The sequence below is a fragment of the Amycolatopsis sp. NPDC049868 genome (assembly GCF_044461365.1).
Lineage (GTDB): Bacteria > Actinomycetota > Actinomycetes > Mycobacteriales > Pseudonocardiaceae > Amycolatopsis.
The window spans coordinates 238503-257234 of sequence record NZ_JBITKV010000001.1 but is presented as its reverse complement, the minus strand read 5'-3'; the positions used below and the strand labels follow the sequence as shown (position 1 = coordinate 257234).

Annotated in this window: 21 protein-coding genes and 2 tRNA genes; 16 read left to right on the top strand and 7 right to left on the bottom strand. The window is 63.2% G+C overall.

All coding sequences use genetic code 11. The annotated features are described in order from the left end of the window. Positions 1–2 precede the first annotated feature (2 nt). Positions 3–1412 (bottom strand): hypothetical protein, encoded by a 1410-nt coding sequence (locus ACIBTM_RS01325; protein WP_395874410.1) that lies wholly within the window; start codon positions 1410–1412, stop codon positions 3–5. On the opposite strand from ACIBTM_RS01325, the gene ACIBTM_RS01320 reads away from it, so the two are divergent. The 3 genes from ACIBTM_RS01320 (at position 1362) to ACIBTM_RS01310 (ending at position 5351) form a co-directional block, all read left to right on the top strand. Beyond that, positions 1362–1784, top strand: a complete 423-nt coding sequence (locus ACIBTM_RS01320) for an FG-GAP-like repeat-containing protein (RefSeq protein WP_395874408.1) — start codon at positions 1362–1364, stop codon at positions 1782–1784. The two genes, ACIBTM_RS01325 and ACIBTM_RS01320, sit on opposite strands and share 51 nt — an antisense overlap. Before the next feature lie 315 nt (positions 1785–2099). After that, the gene (locus ACIBTM_RS01315; protein WP_395874406.1) at positions 2100–3707 is read left to right on the top strand and encodes an arabinofuranosyltransferase; all 1608 of its coding nucleotides are present in this window, start codon (positions 2100–2102) and stop codon (positions 3705–3707) included. A 1065-nt stretch (positions 3708–4772) separates the two neighbouring features. Then, positions 4773–5351 carry an HD domain-containing protein gene (locus tag ACIBTM_RS01310; RefSeq protein ID WP_395874404.1) on the top strand — a complete coding sequence of 193 codons (579 nt, stop codon included), beginning with the start codon at positions 4773–4775 and terminating at the stop codon, positions 5349–5351. On the opposite strand, the gene ACIBTM_RS01305 is transcribed toward ACIBTM_RS01310, so the two are convergent. Beyond that, positions 5331–5804: an NUDIX hydrolase gene (locus ACIBTM_RS01305; protein WP_395874402.1), complete on the bottom strand. Its 474-nt coding sequence runs from the start codon at positions 5802–5804 to the stop codon at positions 5331–5333. The two genes, ACIBTM_RS01310 and ACIBTM_RS01305, sit on opposite strands and share 21 nt — an antisense overlap. Before the next feature lie 6 nt (positions 5805–5810). Then, complete coding sequence (locus tag ACIBTM_RS01300) at positions 5811–6563, bottom strand: XRE family transcriptional regulator (RefSeq protein WP_395874400.1); 753 nt, start codon at positions 6561–6563, stop codon at positions 5811–5813. 140 nt (positions 6564–6703) lie between these two features. Here ACIBTM_RS01300 and ACIBTM_RS01295 point away from each other — a divergent pair, with 140 nt between their 5' ends. From ACIBTM_RS01295 to xerC, 10 genes are all read left to right on the top strand, one after another. Then, entirely contained in the window at positions 6704–7051 is a 348-nt protein-coding gene (locus ACIBTM_RS01295; protein ID WP_395874398.1) for a hypothetical protein, read from the top strand. A 31-nt stretch (positions 7052–7082) separates the two neighbouring features. After that, a complete protein-coding gene (locus ACIBTM_RS01290) occupies positions 7083–7337 on the top strand; it encodes a hypothetical protein (RefSeq protein ID WP_395874395.1) in 255 nt (84 codons plus the stop codon). A 108-nt stretch (positions 7338–7445) separates the two neighbouring features. Beyond that, entirely contained in the window at positions 7446–8222 is a 777-nt protein-coding gene (locus ACIBTM_RS01285) for a hypothetical protein (RefSeq protein WP_395874393.1), read from the top strand. A gap of 19 nt (positions 8223–8241) precedes the next feature. Then, on the top strand, positions 8242–9060 hold the full coding sequence (locus ACIBTM_RS01280) for an FtsK/SpoIIIE domain-containing protein (protein WP_395874391.1): 819 nt from the start codon (positions 8242–8244) through the stop codon (positions 9058–9060). A 39-nt stretch (positions 9061–9099) separates the two neighbouring features. Further along, on the top strand, positions 9100–9318 hold the full coding sequence (locus ACIBTM_RS01275; RefSeq protein ID WP_395874389.1) for a hypothetical protein: 219 nt from the start codon (positions 9100–9102) through the stop codon (positions 9316–9318). Beyond that, complete coding sequence (locus tag ACIBTM_RS01270) at positions 9315–9437, top strand: hypothetical protein (RefSeq protein WP_395874387.1); 123 nt, start codon at positions 9315–9317, stop codon at positions 9435–9437. The genes ACIBTM_RS01275 and ACIBTM_RS01270 overlap by 4 nt, the downstream gene beginning before the upstream one ends. Positions 9438–9773: 336 nt before the next feature. After that, positions 9774–10043 carry a hypothetical protein gene (locus ACIBTM_RS01265; RefSeq protein WP_395874385.1) on the top strand — a complete coding sequence of 90 codons (270 nt, stop codon included), beginning with the start codon at positions 9774–9776 and terminating at the stop codon, positions 10041–10043. An 18-nt stretch (positions 10044–10061) separates the two neighbouring features. Next, entirely contained in the window at positions 10062–11588 is a 1527-nt protein-coding gene (locus ACIBTM_RS01260; RefSeq protein WP_395874383.1) for a replication initiator, read from the top strand. A gap of 16 nt (positions 11589–11604) precedes the next feature. Next, positions 11605–11784 carry a helix-turn-helix transcriptional regulator gene (locus tag ACIBTM_RS01255; protein ID WP_395874381.1) on the top strand — a complete coding sequence of 60 codons (180 nt, stop codon included), beginning with the start codon at positions 11605–11607 and terminating at the stop codon, positions 11782–11784. Positions 11785–11796: 12 nt separating this feature from the next. Continuing rightward, positions 11797–13020, top strand: coding sequence for a tyrosine recombinase XerC (gene xerC / locus ACIBTM_RS01250; protein ID WP_395874379.1), 1224 nt, complete (start codon positions 11797–11799; stop codon positions 13018–13020). A gap of 28 nt (positions 13021–13048) precedes the next feature. On the opposite strand, the gene ACIBTM_RS01245 is transcribed toward xerC, so the two are convergent. Beyond that, a tRNA-Lys gene (locus ACIBTM_RS01245) sits at positions 13049–13121 on the bottom strand. Between the two features lie 196 nt (positions 13122–13317). Between ACIBTM_RS01245 and ACIBTM_RS01240 the strand changes: the two genes are divergently transcribed. Next, positions 13318–14538 carry an Ig-like domain-containing protein gene (locus ACIBTM_RS01240; protein WP_395874377.1) on the top strand — a complete coding sequence of 407 codons (1221 nt, stop codon included), beginning with the start codon at positions 13318–13320 and terminating at the stop codon, positions 14536–14538. A gap of 268 nt (positions 14539–14806) precedes the next feature. Here ACIBTM_RS01240 and ACIBTM_RS01235 read toward each other — a convergent pair. Both ACIBTM_RS01235 and orn read right to left on the bottom strand, forming a co-directional pair. Further along, positions 14807–14882 (bottom strand) — tRNA-His (locus ACIBTM_RS01235). 77 nt (positions 14883–14959) lie between these two features. Next, positions 14960–15568, bottom strand: a complete 609-nt coding sequence (orn, locus tag ACIBTM_RS01230; RefSeq protein WP_076153439.1) for an oligoribonuclease — start codon at positions 15566–15568, stop codon at positions 14960–14962. Positions 15569–15680: 112 nt separating this feature from the next. Here orn and ACIBTM_RS01225 point away from each other — a divergent pair, with 112 nt between their 5' ends. Both ACIBTM_RS01225 and ACIBTM_RS01220 read left to right on the top strand, forming a co-directional pair. Then, complete coding sequence (locus tag ACIBTM_RS01225) at positions 15681–17207, top strand: helicase HerA-like domain-containing protein (protein WP_395874375.1); 1527 nt, start codon at positions 15681–15683, stop codon at positions 17205–17207. Between the two features lie 47 nt (positions 17208–17254). After that, positions 17255–17632, top strand: a complete 378-nt coding sequence (locus tag ACIBTM_RS01220) for a DUF3224 domain-containing protein (RefSeq protein WP_395874373.1) — start codon at positions 17255–17257, stop codon at positions 17630–17632. Between the two features lie 85 nt (positions 17633–17717). Here the strand turns inward: ACIBTM_RS01220 and ACIBTM_RS01215 are convergent, their stop codons facing one another. Beyond that, a complete protein-coding gene (locus tag ACIBTM_RS01215) occupies positions 17718–18665 on the bottom strand; it encodes a S1C family serine protease (protein WP_395874371.1) in 948 nt (315 codons plus the stop codon). Positions 18666–18732 lie beyond the last annotated feature (67 nt).

Here is an 18732-nt window from a genome sequence, read left to right as displayed (position 1 = left end):
TTTCACCTTAGAATAAACACGAATGGTTCGTGTGGTCGAATAAAGTCCTTGAGCTTTTGGATCTGCTCAGGAGTCAGTCCTCGTGTGTCGATCGGTACGTAGTCCGCCTTGACGCGGACATGTCTCAGGATCGAGGTTTGAATCTGCCCAAGTGACCATTCTTGATCAAACGCCGCAGAGGGGATCGGGCCGATTCCGTCGTAAAATTTTCCGTCACTTCCGACCCAGTCCGGCCCTCCGTTTTTATCGGGCCAACGGGTCAGTCTAATACCGAATTGCTTCTCGATTAAAACCGCCATCTCAAATTCATGTTGTTTGAATTCCCCGCCTCGTGCCCAGTCGAATCCGAGGCGTCGGAGACGTTCTGTTTCTGTCAGCTGCATTGAAATTCTGGCTTCATTCGCGAGAAGTGATGAAAGTGCGCCGTTCTCGACGGCGGCAGTTTTCAGTCCTTCGTATACGCGTAGCGGTATGGCGCTTCCAAGGAGGCCGCCGGCTCCGACTTCGATAAACGGTAGTAGTGCCATTCCCTCCGGTACGATCGACAGGGCGAGAACTCCGCACGGTTCCAGTAGCGCGCAGCCTAGTGCGCCCAGGCTTGCCGCCAGTCCCGACGCCCAGACGCCAAGGTAGTCGCTGAGTTTGCCGACAATGGTCCAAGCCTGGTCAGCCGCAAACTCGGGCGTCGTCGCGTTGGCGATGCAGGCTTTGAAGTCGGGCCCGTGATCCCCGTAAGTCTTTGCGCAGAAACGTCCTCGACTGTAGATAATTTGCATTTGCTCCTGCGGTCCTGCGCTGAGGAAACTGATGCAGTCTTGATAGCCTGACGCATCCCCCTTGTTCTTCAGGCTACACCTGTAGGCATTCTCGAAGGCGAAGCGTGCGCGCTCGTCATTGTACTTCTTGACAGCATAGCCAAGAGCTTGGTCGGCGGCCGTTCTGGCGGCGGCCTCGTCCTTCCCGGCAGCGATCGCGGAGTCGTAGGCGGCTCGCTTGGCCTTCAACGCGGTGTTAGCGGAGGAAGCAGCTGAGTTTGCAGACGACTGCGCTCGTATCGCAGAACGAGAAGCGCTGTCCGCCGCCGCCGCCGCAGTCCGCGCGGCCGTGGCGGCTGAACTAGCCGCCTGTCGAGCCGATTCCTCGGCCTCAAGTGCGGAACCGTGTGCTTGGCGAGCGAACTCCGACGCCTGAGTCGCGCTCTCGTGAGCACGTTTTGCGTGTTCGTTGGCCTCATCCGCCGCCCCACGTGCGGTTGCGGCTACCTGTTGAGCCTCCGACGCGGACTGCGCGGCCGTCGCAGCTGCCTGGGAGGCTTGCGAGAGAAGTCCACTGACCTTCGCATCGTGTGCTGCCGCTTCTTCGTGGCGTTCTCCGACGGCGGCAAGTTCGTCGGTGACTCCCTGCAGTGGCACGGTGATTTCGCTTTCGGTGACGAGATCCCGGCGTCGGGTGATTTCGACGGCGACGGCAAGGATGACATCGCGGTCTTCACCCGCGGGACGGCGTCTGATGTCTATGTGGCGCTGTCGAACGGTGTGAGGTTTGTCGGGAATGCCGTGAAGTGGCACGACAACTTCGCCTATGGGACCGAATTGCCCGCGATCGGTGACTTCACCGGCGACGGCAAGGCCGACATCGTCACTTACACGCGAGGCACGAGAGGGGACGTGTATGTCGGGGCGTCCGACGGGACGAAGTTCGTGGGTGCTTCCGTTCTGTGGCATGGCGATTTCGCCTTCGGTGAAGAGGTTACCGCGCCAAGGGCGTTCGCACTCGGATTCTGACTGACCGGCCGGTGCCGGGCAGGGCATCATGGCCCTGCCCGGCACCGGTCCTTTTCGGGTACACGATAGAGTGAGGAAAGATCGTTTACGGATCTTGCCCAGTCACGGACAGTGTTGTCGCATCACAGAACTCTGGGTGATTGTTCGTCTTTCAGTTACCTGGAGAACCAGTTGAGCACAGTTACCGCTGAATCCGTATCCACGCCTGACAGACCCGGTGGAATTCGCGTTCGGGGCCGTGTCCGGGCGTGGAACTGGGTCGCCATCGCGGCCACCGTCCTCGGGTTTGTGGTGCTTGCCTGGCAGCGGCGCTGGATGAGTGATGACGGGCTGATCGTGCTGCGGACGGTCCGGCAGATCCTGGCCGGCAATGGTCCGGTCTTCAACATCGGGGAGCGGGTCGAGGCCAACACCAGCACGCTGTGGACGGCGGTGCTGGCGCTGGTCGGCTGGTTCCCCGGCGTCAGCCTTGAGTGGATCTCCGTGGTCGTCGGGCTGGTGTTCTCGGCGGGCGGCCTGTTCCTGGCCCTCGACGGTGCCCGGCGGCTGGCCGGACCTGCCGCGACCACCTTCGTGTTTCCCGCGGGTGCGCTGGTCGTCCTGGCGCTGCCGCCGTTTCGTGACTTCGCCACCTCCGGCCTGGAGACCGGGCTGATCAGCCTGTGGCTCGGCGGAACGTGGTGGCTCCTGGTGCGGCGCGGTACCGAGCAGCCGTTCGGTCCGGTGTGGTCGACCGCGGTGGTCATCGGGCTGGGGCCGCTCGTTCGCCCGGACCTCGCTTTGTTCAGCGTGGTCGCCATGGCCGGGTTGCTGGTGCTCACCTGGCGAGGCTGGCGCCACATTGTGCTTCCGCTGGCAGCCGCGGCTGTGCTTCCGGTGGTGTATCAGGTGTTCCGGATGGGCTACTACGGCCTGATCACCCCGAACACGGCGCTGGTGAAGGAAGCCTCCGAGGCGTTGTGGGACAGCGGATGGGCTTACTTCGGTGACTTCACCGATCCGTACCTTCTGTGGATCCCGGTCGCCGCGTGTCTGCTCGCCGGGGTGGCCCTGGTGTGGCGGAAGTCCGTGAATCGCCGAGTCGTGGTGCTGGTGGCCGTGCCACTGGTGGGAGCCATCCTGCTGGCGGCGTATGTCGTCCGCGTCGGCGGGGACTTCATGCACGGGAGGATGTTGCTTCCCGCGACGTTCTGCCTGCTGCTCCCGGTGATGGTGATCAGGGTGACCAAGCTGGCGTTCGTGCCGGTCGTCGCGGTCGCCGTCTGGGCCGTGGTCGCGGGCGGCTGGTTGCGAACCCCGTACGCAGGACTCGAGGAACCGATCGACGAGCGTGAGGTCATCGCCGACGAGCGCGCCGCCTACGTCGCGGCCAGCGGGACCGAGCACCCGATCCTGGCGAGCGACTTCCGGTTGTTCGCCGAGATGGCCGACGACGCGCGTAAGCAGCTGGCCGCGCAACAGACCCCGGCCGTCCACGTGTACGCGGAGTCGACGGGCTGGGTCGCGTACCCCTCCGCGAACGGCCGCGACGTATTCACCTACTTCAACATCGGCGGCCCCGGCATGCTGCTTCCGCTCGACGCGTGGGTGCACGACCCGATCGGACTCGCCAACCCGGTCGCGGCGCACAGCACCACAATCCCAGGACGGCGGATCGGGCACAGCAAGTTCGCCGGCTCCAACTGGGAGGTCGCCGGCCTCGCCGACGGGACGACCGAGGAACTGGCGGCACAGGGCCAGTACAAACAGGACAACCTCGACGCCATCCGGAAAACTCTGACATGTCCGCACAACCAGGAGATGCTCGACTCCGTCCGCGCACCACTGACCTTCGAACGGTTCTGGGAGAACCTGATCCACTCGGTCGGCCGAAGCGGACTGCGCTACGACCGCAACCCCGCGAAAGCACAAAACTGCGGATGACACGGCCTCGTTGAGACTGTGCCCCGCATGGGAATCGACGGCGATGTCGATCCGGAGAGTCGGACGGTGCGGCAACTCGCCGAACGAGATGGTCGGGGCGTTCGCCCGCCCAAGACCGATGCCGGCTGCCGAACCGTCGCGCTGGACCGCGGGACGACGTCGCTGCTGCGCCGGCTCGCTCGGTGCGACCTGCATCAGGGCCGGTCGTGGAGCCCGAGCTAGGTCTCACGCGCGTTCCGGGCGCTGGTTGCCTAGGCCGCGGGCGGCGGCGCTAGTCCGGCGTGCGGGGTATCAGCGTGACGCGGTCGGTAACTGAATCGGGGTGACACGTCGGCTGCACATACGAACAAAGCCCACCGACGGCATCCGGAAACCCGGGATAAAACCGTCGGTGGGCTTTGATCTACTACTGTGCGCCATCAGGGACTCGAACCCCGAACCCGCTGTTTCAAGATCGACTAAATCGGATGGTGCCGGGTAGTGCCGAACCTTGCCGATGACCTGGGCAATTTACTGACGCAAACACCGGTCGATCTGGATAGCTTCGGGATGCGACTGGGTGATTAGCGGAAGTAAAACGGAACCAGGATGCCAAGGCGAGCCGCGTTCGGGAAGCCGCCAATGCCGGCCAATCCACGCGCCTCCCTTCCCGATCCTAAGCCGCCTGAGGCCAGGCCGGACACGGTCAACCCTGTAACCGATCTCGCGCCCGGAACGACCTACGCAAGGTGACCGATGTTACGGAAGGTGACCACGCGCGAGATCGGCGCGAAGCGGGGTTGACCGTGTCCGGCCTGGCTTCGACCATCCGGCGATCGGGTTGGGTGGCGTCCCCGAACGCGCTGTCATGTGACAACCTTTCGCGTTCTACCAACCGTCCTGCCGTGTCCTGCGCGCGTGTCCGACGGCGTCCGGCGCGGCCGTCCAAGACGGAGGCGACCAGGGCGGCCGCGCGCCTGTTCGGACCGCGCGCCCGCCCGGTAGGGCGGCTTGAAGACGTAAAGAAAGTTCTCACAAGCACTACGCGGTGCCGACAAACTTTGAGTTACCAGGTAGCGTCAGGCTATGGAGGTTCAAGCAACTGAGTTGATATCTGAGTCTGCACGACTCGCTCGGCAATTTGTCGCACCGCTGGGTCGTCGATGGACTCATGTCCAGTCAGTTGCGCAGAGAGCAGAGAAGCTCCGCTTGGCGGTCGCTGACAGTGATTTGCCCGTTTTGGTATCCGCCGCCTGGTTGCATGACATTGGTTACGCTTCGTCGCTGGCTACCACGGGCTTTCACCCTCTCGATGGCGCACGCTACTTGCGCACAATCGAGTTCCCGTCTCGGATCGTCAATCTTGTTGCGCACCATTCCGGAGCTCGCTTTGAAGCACGCGAACGAGGTTTGGAAGACGAGCTATCTGAGTTTGATTGTGAAGACAGTCCAGTCATGGATGCGTTGGTAACAGCAGATCTTACTACTGGGCCAGACGGTCAACGATTGACCTATCGTGGCCGAATTGGCGAGATTCTAGTCCGTTATCCAGAAGATCATCCGGTCCACCAAGCTTGGTTGAAGGCTGCTGATCCGCTCGAAGCGTGCGTGAGGCGCGTCGAACAACGCCTCACAGGGCGACTGTCATCCGATGAATGGAGTTGAGCGCTTCGCAAGATAGTGATCGATCCGAAGTCGCATTGACGGGTGAATATTGAGCCCATCAAGTTCGTCAATTGGAACCCATTTGACCTCCTTCGTTTCGGTTCCGTCTTCCCGTGCTTCACCGCCTAGCATTCGCGCTGAGAAGCAGATGGAGAATTGTTGCCGCACTTCTCCATCGTCATATTTCATGACATGATGCGGATTAGTGTAAAGGCCAACCACTCCGGACACTTCTACGGTAATTCCAGTTTCTTCGCGCACTTCACGCACTGCCGTATCTGCAATGTACTCGCCTGCATCATGTCCTCCGCCCGGGAGTGCCCACAGATCATTGTCGATCTTATGAATAAGCAGGATCGCTCCATGCTTGTTTCGCACGCCTACTGTGACCGAAGGTACGACACTGTTGGCCTTAGGTGCGTTTGGGTCATTGAAGTAGTCAATTCGAGCCACGTAGATTTACCTCATACTCTCTAGGGGTTTGCCAGTTTGCCAAACGCGATCGAAGCTAGCTTGATAGTGATCGAACATGCGGCCACCTGGCACGCGTTGCAAGTGAAGCACAGGATTGAAGGGGGCGCCTGAGCCGTAAGCATGGGGGTTTACGAGCATTGTCGAGTCGCTGCGATAGATGGAGTTATAGAGAATGGTGTCATGCAATCGAATTTCGACACCAGGCACGCCTATCAGTTTGGATACATAGCTAAGGGTGACACTTATTCGACCCGACAAGCCGTGCGTTCCAATGCCTTCTTCTTCACTTCTGCGCGTAATCTCTGCTGAATCCGGGTCCCCAAATAGCATCCTGACCCGCATTCCTGACTTAGCTTTTTCTGCCAGTACGTCGGTAAAGTCCGGACGATTGTCGACAAGAAAGAGGCCTGAGTACACAAGGATATCTAGGGTGTCTTTCGCGTCGTCGATCAGACTTTTCCACATTTCGTGGGGCACGGCGCCGCGATGCGGGAAGATTTGCACGAATTCCGCATCTGATGCACCTTGAACCCTCTTGTCATCTAGCAGCGACGGCCAGAGGTAGATTTCGTCTCGCTTTAGAAGGGTGGATGTCTTCCATCGGTGATTTCGGTGCGGGACACGACCTGTACTGATCCAACGTTCGACTGTTTTGCGATCAACGCCAACGTGGCTCGCTACAGAGTCGATGGTCAGGTCAGCATCTGAGATGCAGCCACGAAGGCGCTCGTTCGGCATGTAACCCCCAGGGACGCTGTGGGACGTTTCGACCAGTGTAGGACGTCCTGCCGCGTCCCTGCAAGCCGTGATGCGTCCAGCTTCCAGACGGTTTCCTAGATGTGTCCCCGAGAACGGGGCGGCTAACTAGGTTCACTGCCTTGGAGGGCAAGATGCGTCTCTTGATCGACACTTCGAAGGTCACGTTCACCGTGGGTCGTGAGGTTCAGCCGAAGACCGACCAGAACGGCCAGCAGCGGTACGAGCGCAACACCAACGTTCCGATGTGGGCTGTGCAGCTCGTTGCCATGGACGACGGCGGGGCGGAGGTGATCACTGTGACCGTTACGGGCCACCAGCCCCCCAAGGTCGCAGTCGGTCAGCTCGTCAACCCCGTGGAGTTGCAGGCGATTCCGTGGGCACAGAACGGCAAGAACGGGACGGCTTTCCGTGCGTCCGACATCAAGGCCGTCGCTGGTTCGAAGGCGGGTTCGGCTTCTTCGTCCTGACCCCCGTGTTCTCGTGACTTGGGAGTGACGCATGTTTCTCGACACTGAGGACACCCGCTATTGGGAGTCTGAGGCTCAGGACGCGCTGAGCTGGAAACGAGTTGTTCGCGAGATCAAAAACGACATCTTGCGACGACACAAGGAAGTCATCAACACCGATGAGATGATCGATATCTATGACGACATCGATCGTGCAGATGGCCATTTCATGGCGCTGTACTGCAATGCGAATGCGCATCTTGCGCTAGCTCGCAGGGGCATGACGTTCAACGATCTGTTGGCGTAGCTCACACAGTAGGTCGAGTAGCACGGGACCGTTCTGGTTCTTGGCGGTTCCTGTTCGGCCCCGTGCTGCTCGTTTCTTTATCAACTCTGCCTTGGAGGGCTGAGAGTCATGGCTAAGTCTACTCGTGGTGCCCGGGGACGGCGTACCGATGTTCTGGAGTTCTGGCACGCGCCGAAGCAGTGGATGCCCTTTGTGATCATGGGTGCGCTGATTCGCTGGCGCGTGGAAATCATCGTTCTTGCGGCCTGGGGAACGGGCATGGTGTGGCTGAACACCCAGGTCAGTTCGCTGACATCGTGGCTGATCTTCGCGGGCGTTCTGCTCGTGCTGGTCTTGGTGCCGTTCACTCGCTGGTTCTTCTTCGCGCGCATGTGGTGCGTGATCGACCGGCATCGACTGCGTACCTGCTTGAAGCAGACCCGTATCCGCACGATGAATCTCGATGGCGCGTTGCCTTTGATGCTGTGGGGACGCCCAACGAAGACCGGCGAACGAATCTGGATGTGGGTTCGCGCTGGTTCGTCCGGTGGCGATCTCGAAGCCGCGTTGGAGTACATCGCCCCGGCTTGTTTCGCCCGGGACGCACGTCTGCACAGGGTGCGGAAACTGTCCACGCTGCTGGCTGTGGATGTGATCCGGCGGGACCCGTTGGACAAGACCACACCGATCGACTCGCCGTTGGCCAAGCTCACCTCGCTGATCGGCGGTAAGACCGAAGGCACCGAACCCATCACTGGCGCCACGATCACCCCGCTTCCCGTGCCGGGATCGATGCCGGCCGAATCCGGCTCTGCGAAGTCCCGCAAGACCACCGTGAAGCCGGTTGAGCCTGCGCGCTCGTCCGTGGTGGTCAACGGGGAAGACCTCTCCGACTATATCGACTGATCACCAGGAGGTGACCCTCATGAAGACCACTCACCGCGCTGACATCGTGCCTGTGTCCGGCCTGTCGATCTACGACCTGGTTCACTTGGGCATCTTCGAAGACGGCGTGCTCGCGGAAATTGAGCTGATCTACCGCAACATCCTGTTGGGTGGCGAACCCGGCGCGGGTAAGTCCGTTGCTCTCAACAACATTGTGGCGCACTGCGCGCTTTGCCCGGATGTGTCGCTGTGGCTGTTCGACGGAAAACAGGTCGAACTTGGCCTGTGGCGCGACATCGCCGACGTGTTCGTCGGCCCCGACATCGACATGGCGCTTCACCGCCTGGAACAGCTCCAGTCCGAAATGGACCGCCGTTACACGGAGCTTAAGCGGGTTCGTCGTCGCAAGATCGCTAAGACCGATCCGATTGATGTGATCGCGCTCGTCATTGACGAACTGGCGATGTATTCGGCCACCATGGGCAGCAAAGACCAGCAAGAGGCGTTTGTGCGCCTGCTTCGTGACCTGGTCGCCCGGGGTCGTGCCGCTGGGATCATCGTGGTGGCAGCCACGCAACGCCCCTCGGCGGACATCATCCCGACGTCACTGCGGGACCTGTTCGGCTACCGGCTCGCGTTCCGGTGCACTACCGACAGTTCCTCGGACATCATCCTTGGACGTGGCTGGGCCACCCAGGGCTTCAACGCCGCGACCATCGCCCCGGAATCCCGGGGCATCGGCTATCTCATCTCCGAAGGGCTCCAGCCCCGGCGAATGAAGTCCGCCTACCTCACCGACGCGCACATTTATTCCCTCGTGGAATACGCCCGTCAACTACGCACCAAAAAGGCTGCGTAGCACCCCTTTCGCAATTCCTTTCACGCTAGGAGTCTGCCCATGAACACCCAACGTCTCATCGTCACACTCGCCCTGTTCGTGCTCTGCGCACTGGCGTTTCTCTCCGGGCTCTACCCGGTGGTGAACCTCATCATGACCATCGTCGTTATCGCCGCGTTCGTGATCGGCGCTGTGATCACCACGGTCCACCTGACCCGGCTTAACAGCTCGAAGGACGTCGAGCCCGCACCGGTACCGCCCGAAGGGGCCGACCGATGACGCTCACACACACCACGAGCTATCTCGAACACGCCCTGCAGCAGGTCAAGAGCGGCCGCCGTTCGAGCATGCCCGGCATCCGGCACTGCCCGGACTGCACACACCCCTTCATCCCCTAGGACGCACAGGTCCCGTACTGCCGCGACTGCCGCGTCAACCACTCCGTTCGCTGCCGCATCTGTCGAACCCTCTTCGACTGCGACACCGAAGGAACCTTGATCTGCAAGTCCTGCCAGAACCAGGAAACCCTTTTCTAAAGGAGAAGAATTCATGCACACACGCCTCCAACTCGACCCATCCGCCGAAATCAGCATTCGCCCCGGCGGAAACGTAGACGTCTGGGAAATCGTCATTCTCGACCCTCGTAGCGACTGCTCGGCAGTCATTGAGCTGACCACCCAGCAACTGTGGTCGATCACCACGAACACGAAATAACCCTCGGAAGGAGACCTGTGATGTTGACCTTCAGCATGCCGATAGCGATCACGCCCGATCAGGTGTGGATCTTCGTTCAGTGCGGCGACACCGTCATCTCCTGCGCCCGGCTGGCCACCTATCTCGAAGTGCCCGAAGTCGTGGCCTTCCCTGAGGAGTTCACCGCCACCAACACGATCGTCCCGATCTCGAAACTGACCGGCGAGCCCATGCACAGCCTTCGCTGGGCAACCGTCGCCGACCTGGCAGACCACCCGTGCCGCTTCCCGAAAGCGGACTGGACTGCCTGACACATGACCGTCTCGACAGTGACTCTCACCCCCAGCACCCCGGGAACGCCCAGGGTTCTGGGGGCGGGAGCCGTTGCCGAGCACCACCCCGCTCACCACGACCTCATCCGGCGCGTATCCCAGCCCGGCTATCAGTGGTGGCTCACGCACGTCATGTCCGCCGCCGCATGTTCCCGACCGGTCCGGCTCAAGCTCGAAGCCCACTGGCACGGCAGTGCCGGAACGGAGATCGATCAGGTCACCGCGGGGATGCCCGACGGTGCTCTGTACGTGGCCTGCAAGAACCGCCGAACCTCCGTCTGCCCGGCATGCGCCCAGACCTACCGCGCCGACACCTACCAGCTCGTCAAGGCCGGACTCGTGGGTGGCAAGGGAGTCCCGGAGACCGTCTCCGAACACCCCTGCCTCTTCGTCACCCTCACCGCCCCCTCCTTCGGCCTGGTCCACACCCGCGTGATCGGCCACAACGGCCAAGTTCGTCCCTGCCGGGCTCGCCGGAACACCGAGCTATGCCCCCACGGACGCCCACAGACGTGCCTGGAACGCCACCACGAGCACGATCCCCGCGTCGGCGAACCGATCTGCCGGGACTGCTACGACTACCGCCACCAAGCCGCCTGGAACTTCCACGCTGGCGAACTCTGGCGACGCACCACCATCGCCCTCAACCGGGCCTTGGCCCATGCCGGCCGAATCCGGGACACCCGCGTCCGCCTGTCCTTCGCCAAGGTCGCCGAATACCAGCGACGCGGCGTCATCCACTTCCACGCGCTCATCCGGCTCGACGGCCGCGACCTGGACAACCCGGACGCGATCCTCGCACCCGATCCCTCGATCACGATCGACCATCTGCGCAGCTACGTCGACCACGCGGCCGCCTCGACCTCGTTCACCACCCAACCCCACCCGGTGAACCCATCCGGCTGGCCGATCCACTGGGGAGCCCAGGTCGACATCCGCACCGTTAAACTCAGCCCGGCGGACGCAGACGACCACGGCACCCTGACCACCACGGCCGTCGCCGCCTACCTGGCCAAATACGCCACCAAGGCCACCGAAGAAACCGGCCACATCTCCCGCCGCCTGGACTCCCTCGGCATCGACCTCCACACCGAGCACGACACCCACCAAGCCCGGCAACTACTCGCCTGCTGGGAACTCGGCTCCCGCCCCCTCAACTGCCGCACCAAAGCCCAGCGCGAAGCCTGGGCACAAGGCTGGGGAAAGCTCCAGAAGTGGGCGCACATGCTCGGCTACGGCGGGCACTTCTCCACCAAGAGCCGCCGCTACTCCACCACCCACGGAGCACTCCGGGCCGTCCGCAAAGCCTTCAAACGCGGCGACCCCATCGAACCCGCCCAGCCCGAACTACCCCAGGACGCAGACCCAGACGGCGATGACTCCATCGTCACCCTGAACTGGATCTTCGACGGCGTCGGCTGGCTCACCCTCGGTGACGCCATGCTCGCCAACACAGCAGCCGCCAAAGCACGCGAACGAAAGCAGATAGCACGAGAGGAGGTCGAAGAAACCCTTGGCAAATAACAGAAAGGAGTAACCCATGAACCCCTTGTGGACGGTCGACGACGTAGCAGCGTACCTCAAAGTCCCCGTGAAGACCTTGTACGACTGGCGCACACGCGACTACGGACCAAAGGGCAAACGCGTCGGCAAATACTTGCGATACAAGGCCGAAGAGGTCATCGCATGGTTCGAATCCCTCGACCCCGAAGTAGCCTAAAAGGACGGAGACATGGCTAGACCTCCCTTGCCGGTCGGCACGTATGGCAAGATCAAGACCAAAGAGGATAAGACCAAAAAGGACGGTCGAAGCTGGCAGGCGACCTGTCAGTTTCGTGATCTTGACGGTCGCGTCCGGAAGGTATCTCGCTGGGCTGAAACCGGGCCGAAGGCTGCTAATCGACTGCGTGAAGCCCTGTTGGAACGGCAACTTAACGCGGGAGAGGTCAGGCCGGAAAGCAAGGTTGTTGACGTTGCGGAGCGCTGGTTTGCCGAGTTTCGGGAGCAGGTTGATCTAGGGAATCGTAGTGGGACGTCCTTTGATACCTACGAGAATCGCTGGGGTAAGCTGCTGCGCCCCAGGATGGAAGGCCTGCGTATTAATGAAATGACCACGGGGCGGATCGACAAGATCCTTCAGGATGTCAACCGCGAACTGTCGGCGAGCACTGCTCGTACCTGTCGTGCTGTGATCTCAGGGTTCTGTGGTTTGGCTGTTCGTCATGGTGCCCTGGGGGTGAATCCGGTGCGTGATGCTCGGCCAGTTGAGACACGCAAGCGTAAGAAGGCGTCTAGGGCGCTTACGATCGATGAAGTGTTGGGGATCTTTGCGAAGGTCGACGCTGATGAAGTCGCTGTGCGGCAAGACCTTCCGGACATCATGCGCTACTTCGGGGGAACCGGGAACCGAACCGGCGAGACCATCGCAATCCGATGGGAGCACATAGACTTCGCCGGTAAGACTGCGTGGGTCGAAGGCAACATGGTGCGAACGAAGGCGGACGGTAAGAAGATCAACCCGGGCAAGAGCGAGACTGCACAACGAGGGGTGGCCTTGGCTGACTGGCTGGTCACCATGCTGCTGGATCGCCGGGCTCGAGTCGCTGCGCGACGGGGGATTGAGCCCGAGTCTTTGACTGGCTGGGTGTTCCCCAACTCCCTCGGCGGACTTCGTGAGGCCAGCAACATGCGCCGGGACTGGCGAGCCTTCCGGGAGCGTCACTCAATTGGTGACTGGTTCACCCCTCGGACCTTCCGCCGGACGGTCGCGACACTGGTCACCGACAAGCTTCCGGCACGAGAGGCCAGCGACATGCTTGGTCACTCTCGGGTGTCACAGACCACAGACACCTACGTTGGACGAAAGGCTCCGTCCCGGAACCCAGCCGTTGTTCTGGCGGCGCTGGGTTCGGCGAATGACGGAAGTAAAGCGGAACCAAGATCCACAAAAAACTAACCCCAGGCCGTCTGACCTGGGGTTACTGTGCGCCATCAGGGACTCGAACCCCGAACCCGCTGGTTAAGAGCCAGCTGCTCTGCCAATTGAGCTAATGGCGCCTGCTTGTTCCGCCGCTTTGGTGTTCCCCTCGGCGACGTGGAAAACATTAACACAGGGTTGCTGGGGCCCGTTTCAGGGGGGTCCCCTAACGACGGGCCGGAGCGTATTCGGCCATCCGGCCGCGAGCGTTGCGGCCGGTCAGGCAGACTATAGCCAGACGTAGGGGTTGGTAACCACGCGAAACGGGCGGTGTGCATGAGGGTCTGGGGAGCGACGGGGCGGTCGCGGGTGGCTTTGGTGGCGTTGGTGGCCGGGTTCACACTGGCCGCGTGCACCAGTACACCGTCGGGTGAATCGCCGTCACCGGGTGGCGCTCCCGGGGGCGCGCAGCCGAGCGGGACGCCCGCGCCGGCGCCGAAGCCCGCCGTGATGACGCTGACCCCGGCGCAGGGCGCGGCGAACGTCGCGCCCGGCGAGCCGGTCACGGTGGCCGTCGCCGACGGCAAGGTGGGCGAGGTCAAACTGACCGGTGCCGACGGCAAGGTCGTCGCGGGCAAGCCGAAGGAAGACGGTTCGGGCTGGGAGTCGGCGGAGCCGCTCGGCTACGGCAAGAGCTACACCGTCACCGCGGCCGCGACCGGGACCGACGGCAAGCCGGTCACCGCGACCTCGACGTTCTCGACGGCCAAGCCCGGCCGTCAGATCGGCGTCTCGATCAACCTCGTCGAGGGGGAGACGGTCGGCGTCGGCCTGCCGTTGATCTTCACCTTCACCGGCAACGTGCCGGACAAGGCTGCCACCGAGAAGGCGCTGAAGATCGTCACCGAGCCGCAGGCCGAGGGCGCGTTCCACTGGTTCGGCGAGAAGACCGTGATGTGGCGGCCCAAGGAGTACTTCAAGCCGGGCACGAAGATCTCGGTCAACGCGGCGATCTACGGAAAGAACCTCGGCAACAACACCTTCGGCCGCGAGGACAAGCCCGCCAAGGTGGTCGTCGGCGACAAGTTGGTCGCGACCGCGGACGGCGGCACGCACCAGATGAAGGTCGTGGTGAACGACCAAGAGGTCAAGCAGATGCCGATCTCGATGGGCAAGCCGTCGAGCAGCACCCCGGCCGGGACGTACACGGTGATGAGCGAGCACACCGGGTACACGATGGACTCCAGCACGTACGGCGTCCCGACGGACAGCAAGGCCGGCTACCGGACGTTCGTGAAGTACGCGGTGCGCATGTCGAACAGCGGCATCTTCTACCACTCGGCTCCGTGGTCGGTCGGTTCGCAGGGCAAGCGGAACGTGAGCCACGGCTGCATCAACCTGTCGACCGAGAACGCGAAGTGGCTGATGGACACTTCGAAGAAGGGCGACATCATCACGGTCACCAACTCGGGCCCGCAGGTGCTGGAGCCGACCGACGGCTGGTCGGTCTGGCAGATGTCGTGGGACGACTGGAAGACCGGCGGCGACCGGAACTGACCTGTTCTTCATGAGGGTCCTGTCAGGACGGATTTCGTCCTGACAGGACCCTCATGGCGTTCGTGACCGGTGTCGGTGCGGGCACGTGATTCGGTGGAGACGTCGTGCGGGCTCCGGCCGCCACGAAGACTCCCAAGACCAGCCAGCGTCTCATGGCATCCTCCGCGCGAGTTCCTTCCTGAACTCGCGCGAGCGCCACGCCGCGTTACCGATACCCGGAAAAAGCGAAACCCCAGCCTGCCGGAAGAACCGGCCGAACTGGGGTTGATGGGGTGAGCGACGGGTTTCGAACCCGCGACCTCCTGGACCACAACCAGGTGCTCTACCAGCTGAGCTACGCCCACCATCGCCGGGCTCGGGGAATCCCCCATCACCTCGGCCGCACTATATTAGCGTGCCCGTTTCCGGGGCTCGCAACGGGTTACCTTTCGTGGCGTTCCTGCACTTCAGCGGCCGCGGCCTTGGCCTGTTCGGTGGTCGGGCCGGGCTGCGGGACGAAGGCGACGCGACGGTAGTAGTCGAGCTCTCCGATGGATTCCTTGATGTCGGCGAGCGCGCGGTGCGCGAGGCCCTTCTCGGGCTTGGCGTAGTAGATCCGCGGGTACCAGCGCCGGACGAGTTCCTTCACCGACGAGACGTCGACCATGCGGTAGTGCAGGTGCGCGTCGAGAAGGGGCATGTCGCGGGTGATGAAGCCGCGGTCGGTGGCGATGGAGTTGCCGGCGAGCGGGGCGACGTTGGCCTCCGGCACATGCGCACGGATGTACTCGAGCACGCGCTGCTCGGCTTCTTCCATGGTGACCGTGGAGCGCCGGACCTCTTCGGTGAGGCCGGAGCGGGCGTGCATTTCGCGGACGACCTCCGGCATCCCGTCGAGGGCTTCGTCGTCGGCGTGGATGACGATGTCGACGCCTTCACCGAGGACGTTGAGCTCGGCGTCGGTCACCAGCGCGGCTATTTCGATCAACGCGTCCTTGCCGAGGTCGAGCCCCGTCATCTCGCAGTCGATCCAGACTAGGCGGTCGTTCACCCCGAAACCCTAACCCGACCCGGGGATTCGTGACGCGCGACGTGCGGGTTCGGCGCGTTGCTGGCACCGTGTGCATCCTCAGGTGAGTCATGTCACAGATCGGGGAGCGACAGTGGCCGAACAGGGTCCAGCCCAGGAGATCGCGCAGGGGTATGTGAGCGACGGGGCGGCGGTGGAGCTCGGCGCCGTCGTGATCGACGGCAAGGCCGACGCCGCTGCGGCGGTCCGCCTGCCGCTGGCGACGCTGAACCGGCACGGGCTGGTCGCGGGCGCGACCGGTACCGGCAAGACGAAGACCTTGCAGCTGATCGCCGAGCAGCTGTCCGCCGCGGGAGTGCCGGTGGTGCTGGCGGATGTGAAGGGCGACCTGTCGGGGCTCGCCGCACAGGGCGAAAGCAACGACAAGATCGCCAAACGCGCGGAGGAACTGGGTGACTCCTGGGAGCCCGCCGCGTTCCCCGTGCAGTTCCTGTCACTGGGCACGGGCGGCAAGGGATCGCCGATCCGGGCGACGATCACGAGTTTCGGCCCCATCCTGCTGTCGAAGGTGCTGGGGCTCAACGAAACCCAGGAGTCCACGCTCGGCCTGATCTTCCACTGGGCCGATCAGCGTGGCTTGGCGCTGCTGGACACGAAGGACCTTCGCTCGGTCATCACGCACCTGACGAGCGACGAGGGCAAGGAGGACCTCAAGGGCATCGGCGGTGTCTCGGCCGCGACGGCCGGCGTGATCCTCCGGGCGCTGTCCAATCTGGAGGCTCAGGGTGGCGAGGACTTCTTCGGCGAGCCTGAGCTGGACGTCCACGACCTGATGCGCGAGGCCGACGGCAAGGCGATGGTGACCTTGCTGGAGCTGGACAACCTCCAGTCGAAGCCCGCGCTGTTCTCGACGTTTCTCATGTGGCTGCTGGCCGAGTTGTTCGAGGAGTTGCCCGAAGAGGGCGACCTCGACAAGCCGAAGCTGGTGTTCTTCTTCGACGAGGCACACCTGCTGTTCAACGACGCGTCGAAGGCGTTCTTGGAGCGTATCGAGCAGACCGTGAAGCTGATCCGATCGAAGGGCGTCGGCGTGTTCTTCTGCACGCAGCTGCCGACGGACATTCCGAACAACGTCCTGTCCCAGCTGGGTGCGCGCGTGCAGCACGCGTTGCGCGCGTTCACGCCCGAGGATCAGGCGGCGCTGACGAAGACGGTGAAGACGTACCCGAAGACGAAGCACTACGAGCTGGACTCGGCGCTGACGTCGCTCGGTATCGGCGAAGCGATCGTCACCGTGCTCTCCGAGCGGGGTGCGCCGACGCCGGTCGCCTGGACCCGCCTGCGCGCGCCGCGTTCGAAGATGGGTTCCATCGGCGCCGAAGCCATCTCCGCGGCGACGACGTCTTCGGATCTGCACGCGAAGTACGCCGAGACGATCGACCGTGAGTCGGCGTACGAGAAGCTCGCCGCGAAGGTGGCCGCACCGCCCGCCGGTGAGGTGCCGCCGCCCGAAGCGCCCGCTCCGAAGCCGGAGAAGCAGGAGCCGGGGATGGTGGAGCAGGCGATGAAGAACCCCGCGGTGAAGTCGTTCCTCCGCTCGGCGGCGAGCGCGCTCGGCCGGGAGATCACGCGAGGCCTGTTCGGGAACCGGCGGCGGTGAGGAATACCTGACGCAATCTGTCAGGTATGTCCGGCAGGCTCGGTGGCATGACCAACAGTGCGACAGCGTCGTTCACAGTGGACGGCTGGGATCCCCAAGCCACGGAGAAGGCCGAAGGCGCCGAGTTCTCACGGGTGCTGCTGACCAAGACGTTCACCGGTGACGTCGAAGGCACCAGCGCCGTCGAGATGCTCACGGCGGTGAACGAGACGTCGTCGGCGTACGTCGCCTTCGAACGGCTGGCCGTCTCCGTCGGCGGGCGTAAGGGCGGCTTCGTCCTGCATCACTCGGCGGGGGAGAACGGGCATCACCTGATCGTCTTGCCGGGCTCGGGCCACGGTGAGCTGACCGGTATCACCGGAACGGCGGAGATCGTCCAGGACGACGAGGGCAACCACACCTTCACCCTGACGTACGAACTCTGAAAGCCCGTGAAGGCCTCCTCGCGAAAGGAGGCCTTCACGGGCAGTGCCTGCTGGGCCGCCCCCTGACGCGGTCCAGACGGCGGGATCAGCCGACGATCTGCTCGACGATCTTCTTCGCGTCGTTGATGGGGATCGCGAAACCGATGCCGATGCTGCCGGTCGAGGCCGGGTTGTACAGCGCCGAGTTGATGCCGATGACGTTGCCCTGCGCGTCCACCAGCGCCCCGCCCGAGTTGCCCTGGTTGATCGGGGCGTCGGTCTGGATCGCGGTGTAGCTCGGCCCGGCTTCGTTCGTGGTCCTGCTGTAGGGCGAGCGCCGCTCCTGGCCGCTGCTCAACTCGTCGAGCTTGCGGTTCAGCGCGCTCACGATGCCGGTGGTCACGGTGTTCTGGAGTCCGCCGGGCGAACCGATCGCGACGACCTGCTGTCCGACGGCGAGCTTGCTGGAATCGCCGAGCGAAGCCGGCGTCAGCCCGCTCGCGTTCTTCGCCTGGAGCACGGCGATGTCGGCCTTCGTGTCGGCGCCGACCACGCTGGCCTTGTACTGCTTGCCGTCGGACAACGTGACGGTCACGTCGCCCTCGGCGTCCGCGACGACGTGGGCGTTGGTGAGGATGCGCCCGTCCGCCGTCAGGATGACGCCGGAGCCGACGGCCTCACCTTGTGCGGTGGTCACGTTCACCTGCACGACGCTCGGCGTCACCTTCGCGGCGACTCCGCTGACGTCACCCGAAGTGTTGTTTCCGACCAGTTGCCCGTTGGCGACCGCGGACGAACCCGTGCCCGACGCCGGCGACGCGGAGCCGAACCCCGTGATCGCCGCCCCGCCGACCCCGCCGACCAGTGCGGCGGCGAGTGCCGTCGCGCTGACGAGGACGGCGACCTTGCCGCCCTTCTTACGAGGTGCGGGCTGCGGGGCGAAGAGCGGATTCGGCGCGGCCTGCCAAGGGGTGTAGCCGGGGTACTGCTGCTGATGCGGCGGCTGGTGCCCACCGGTGGAGGCGGGGCCGGGCCGACTCTCGTTCTCGGTCATGGAACAAGATTCGCGCCCGTACTTGTGAGCCGCCTGTGGAATCCCCCTGTGCTTTCCTGAGAAGAAT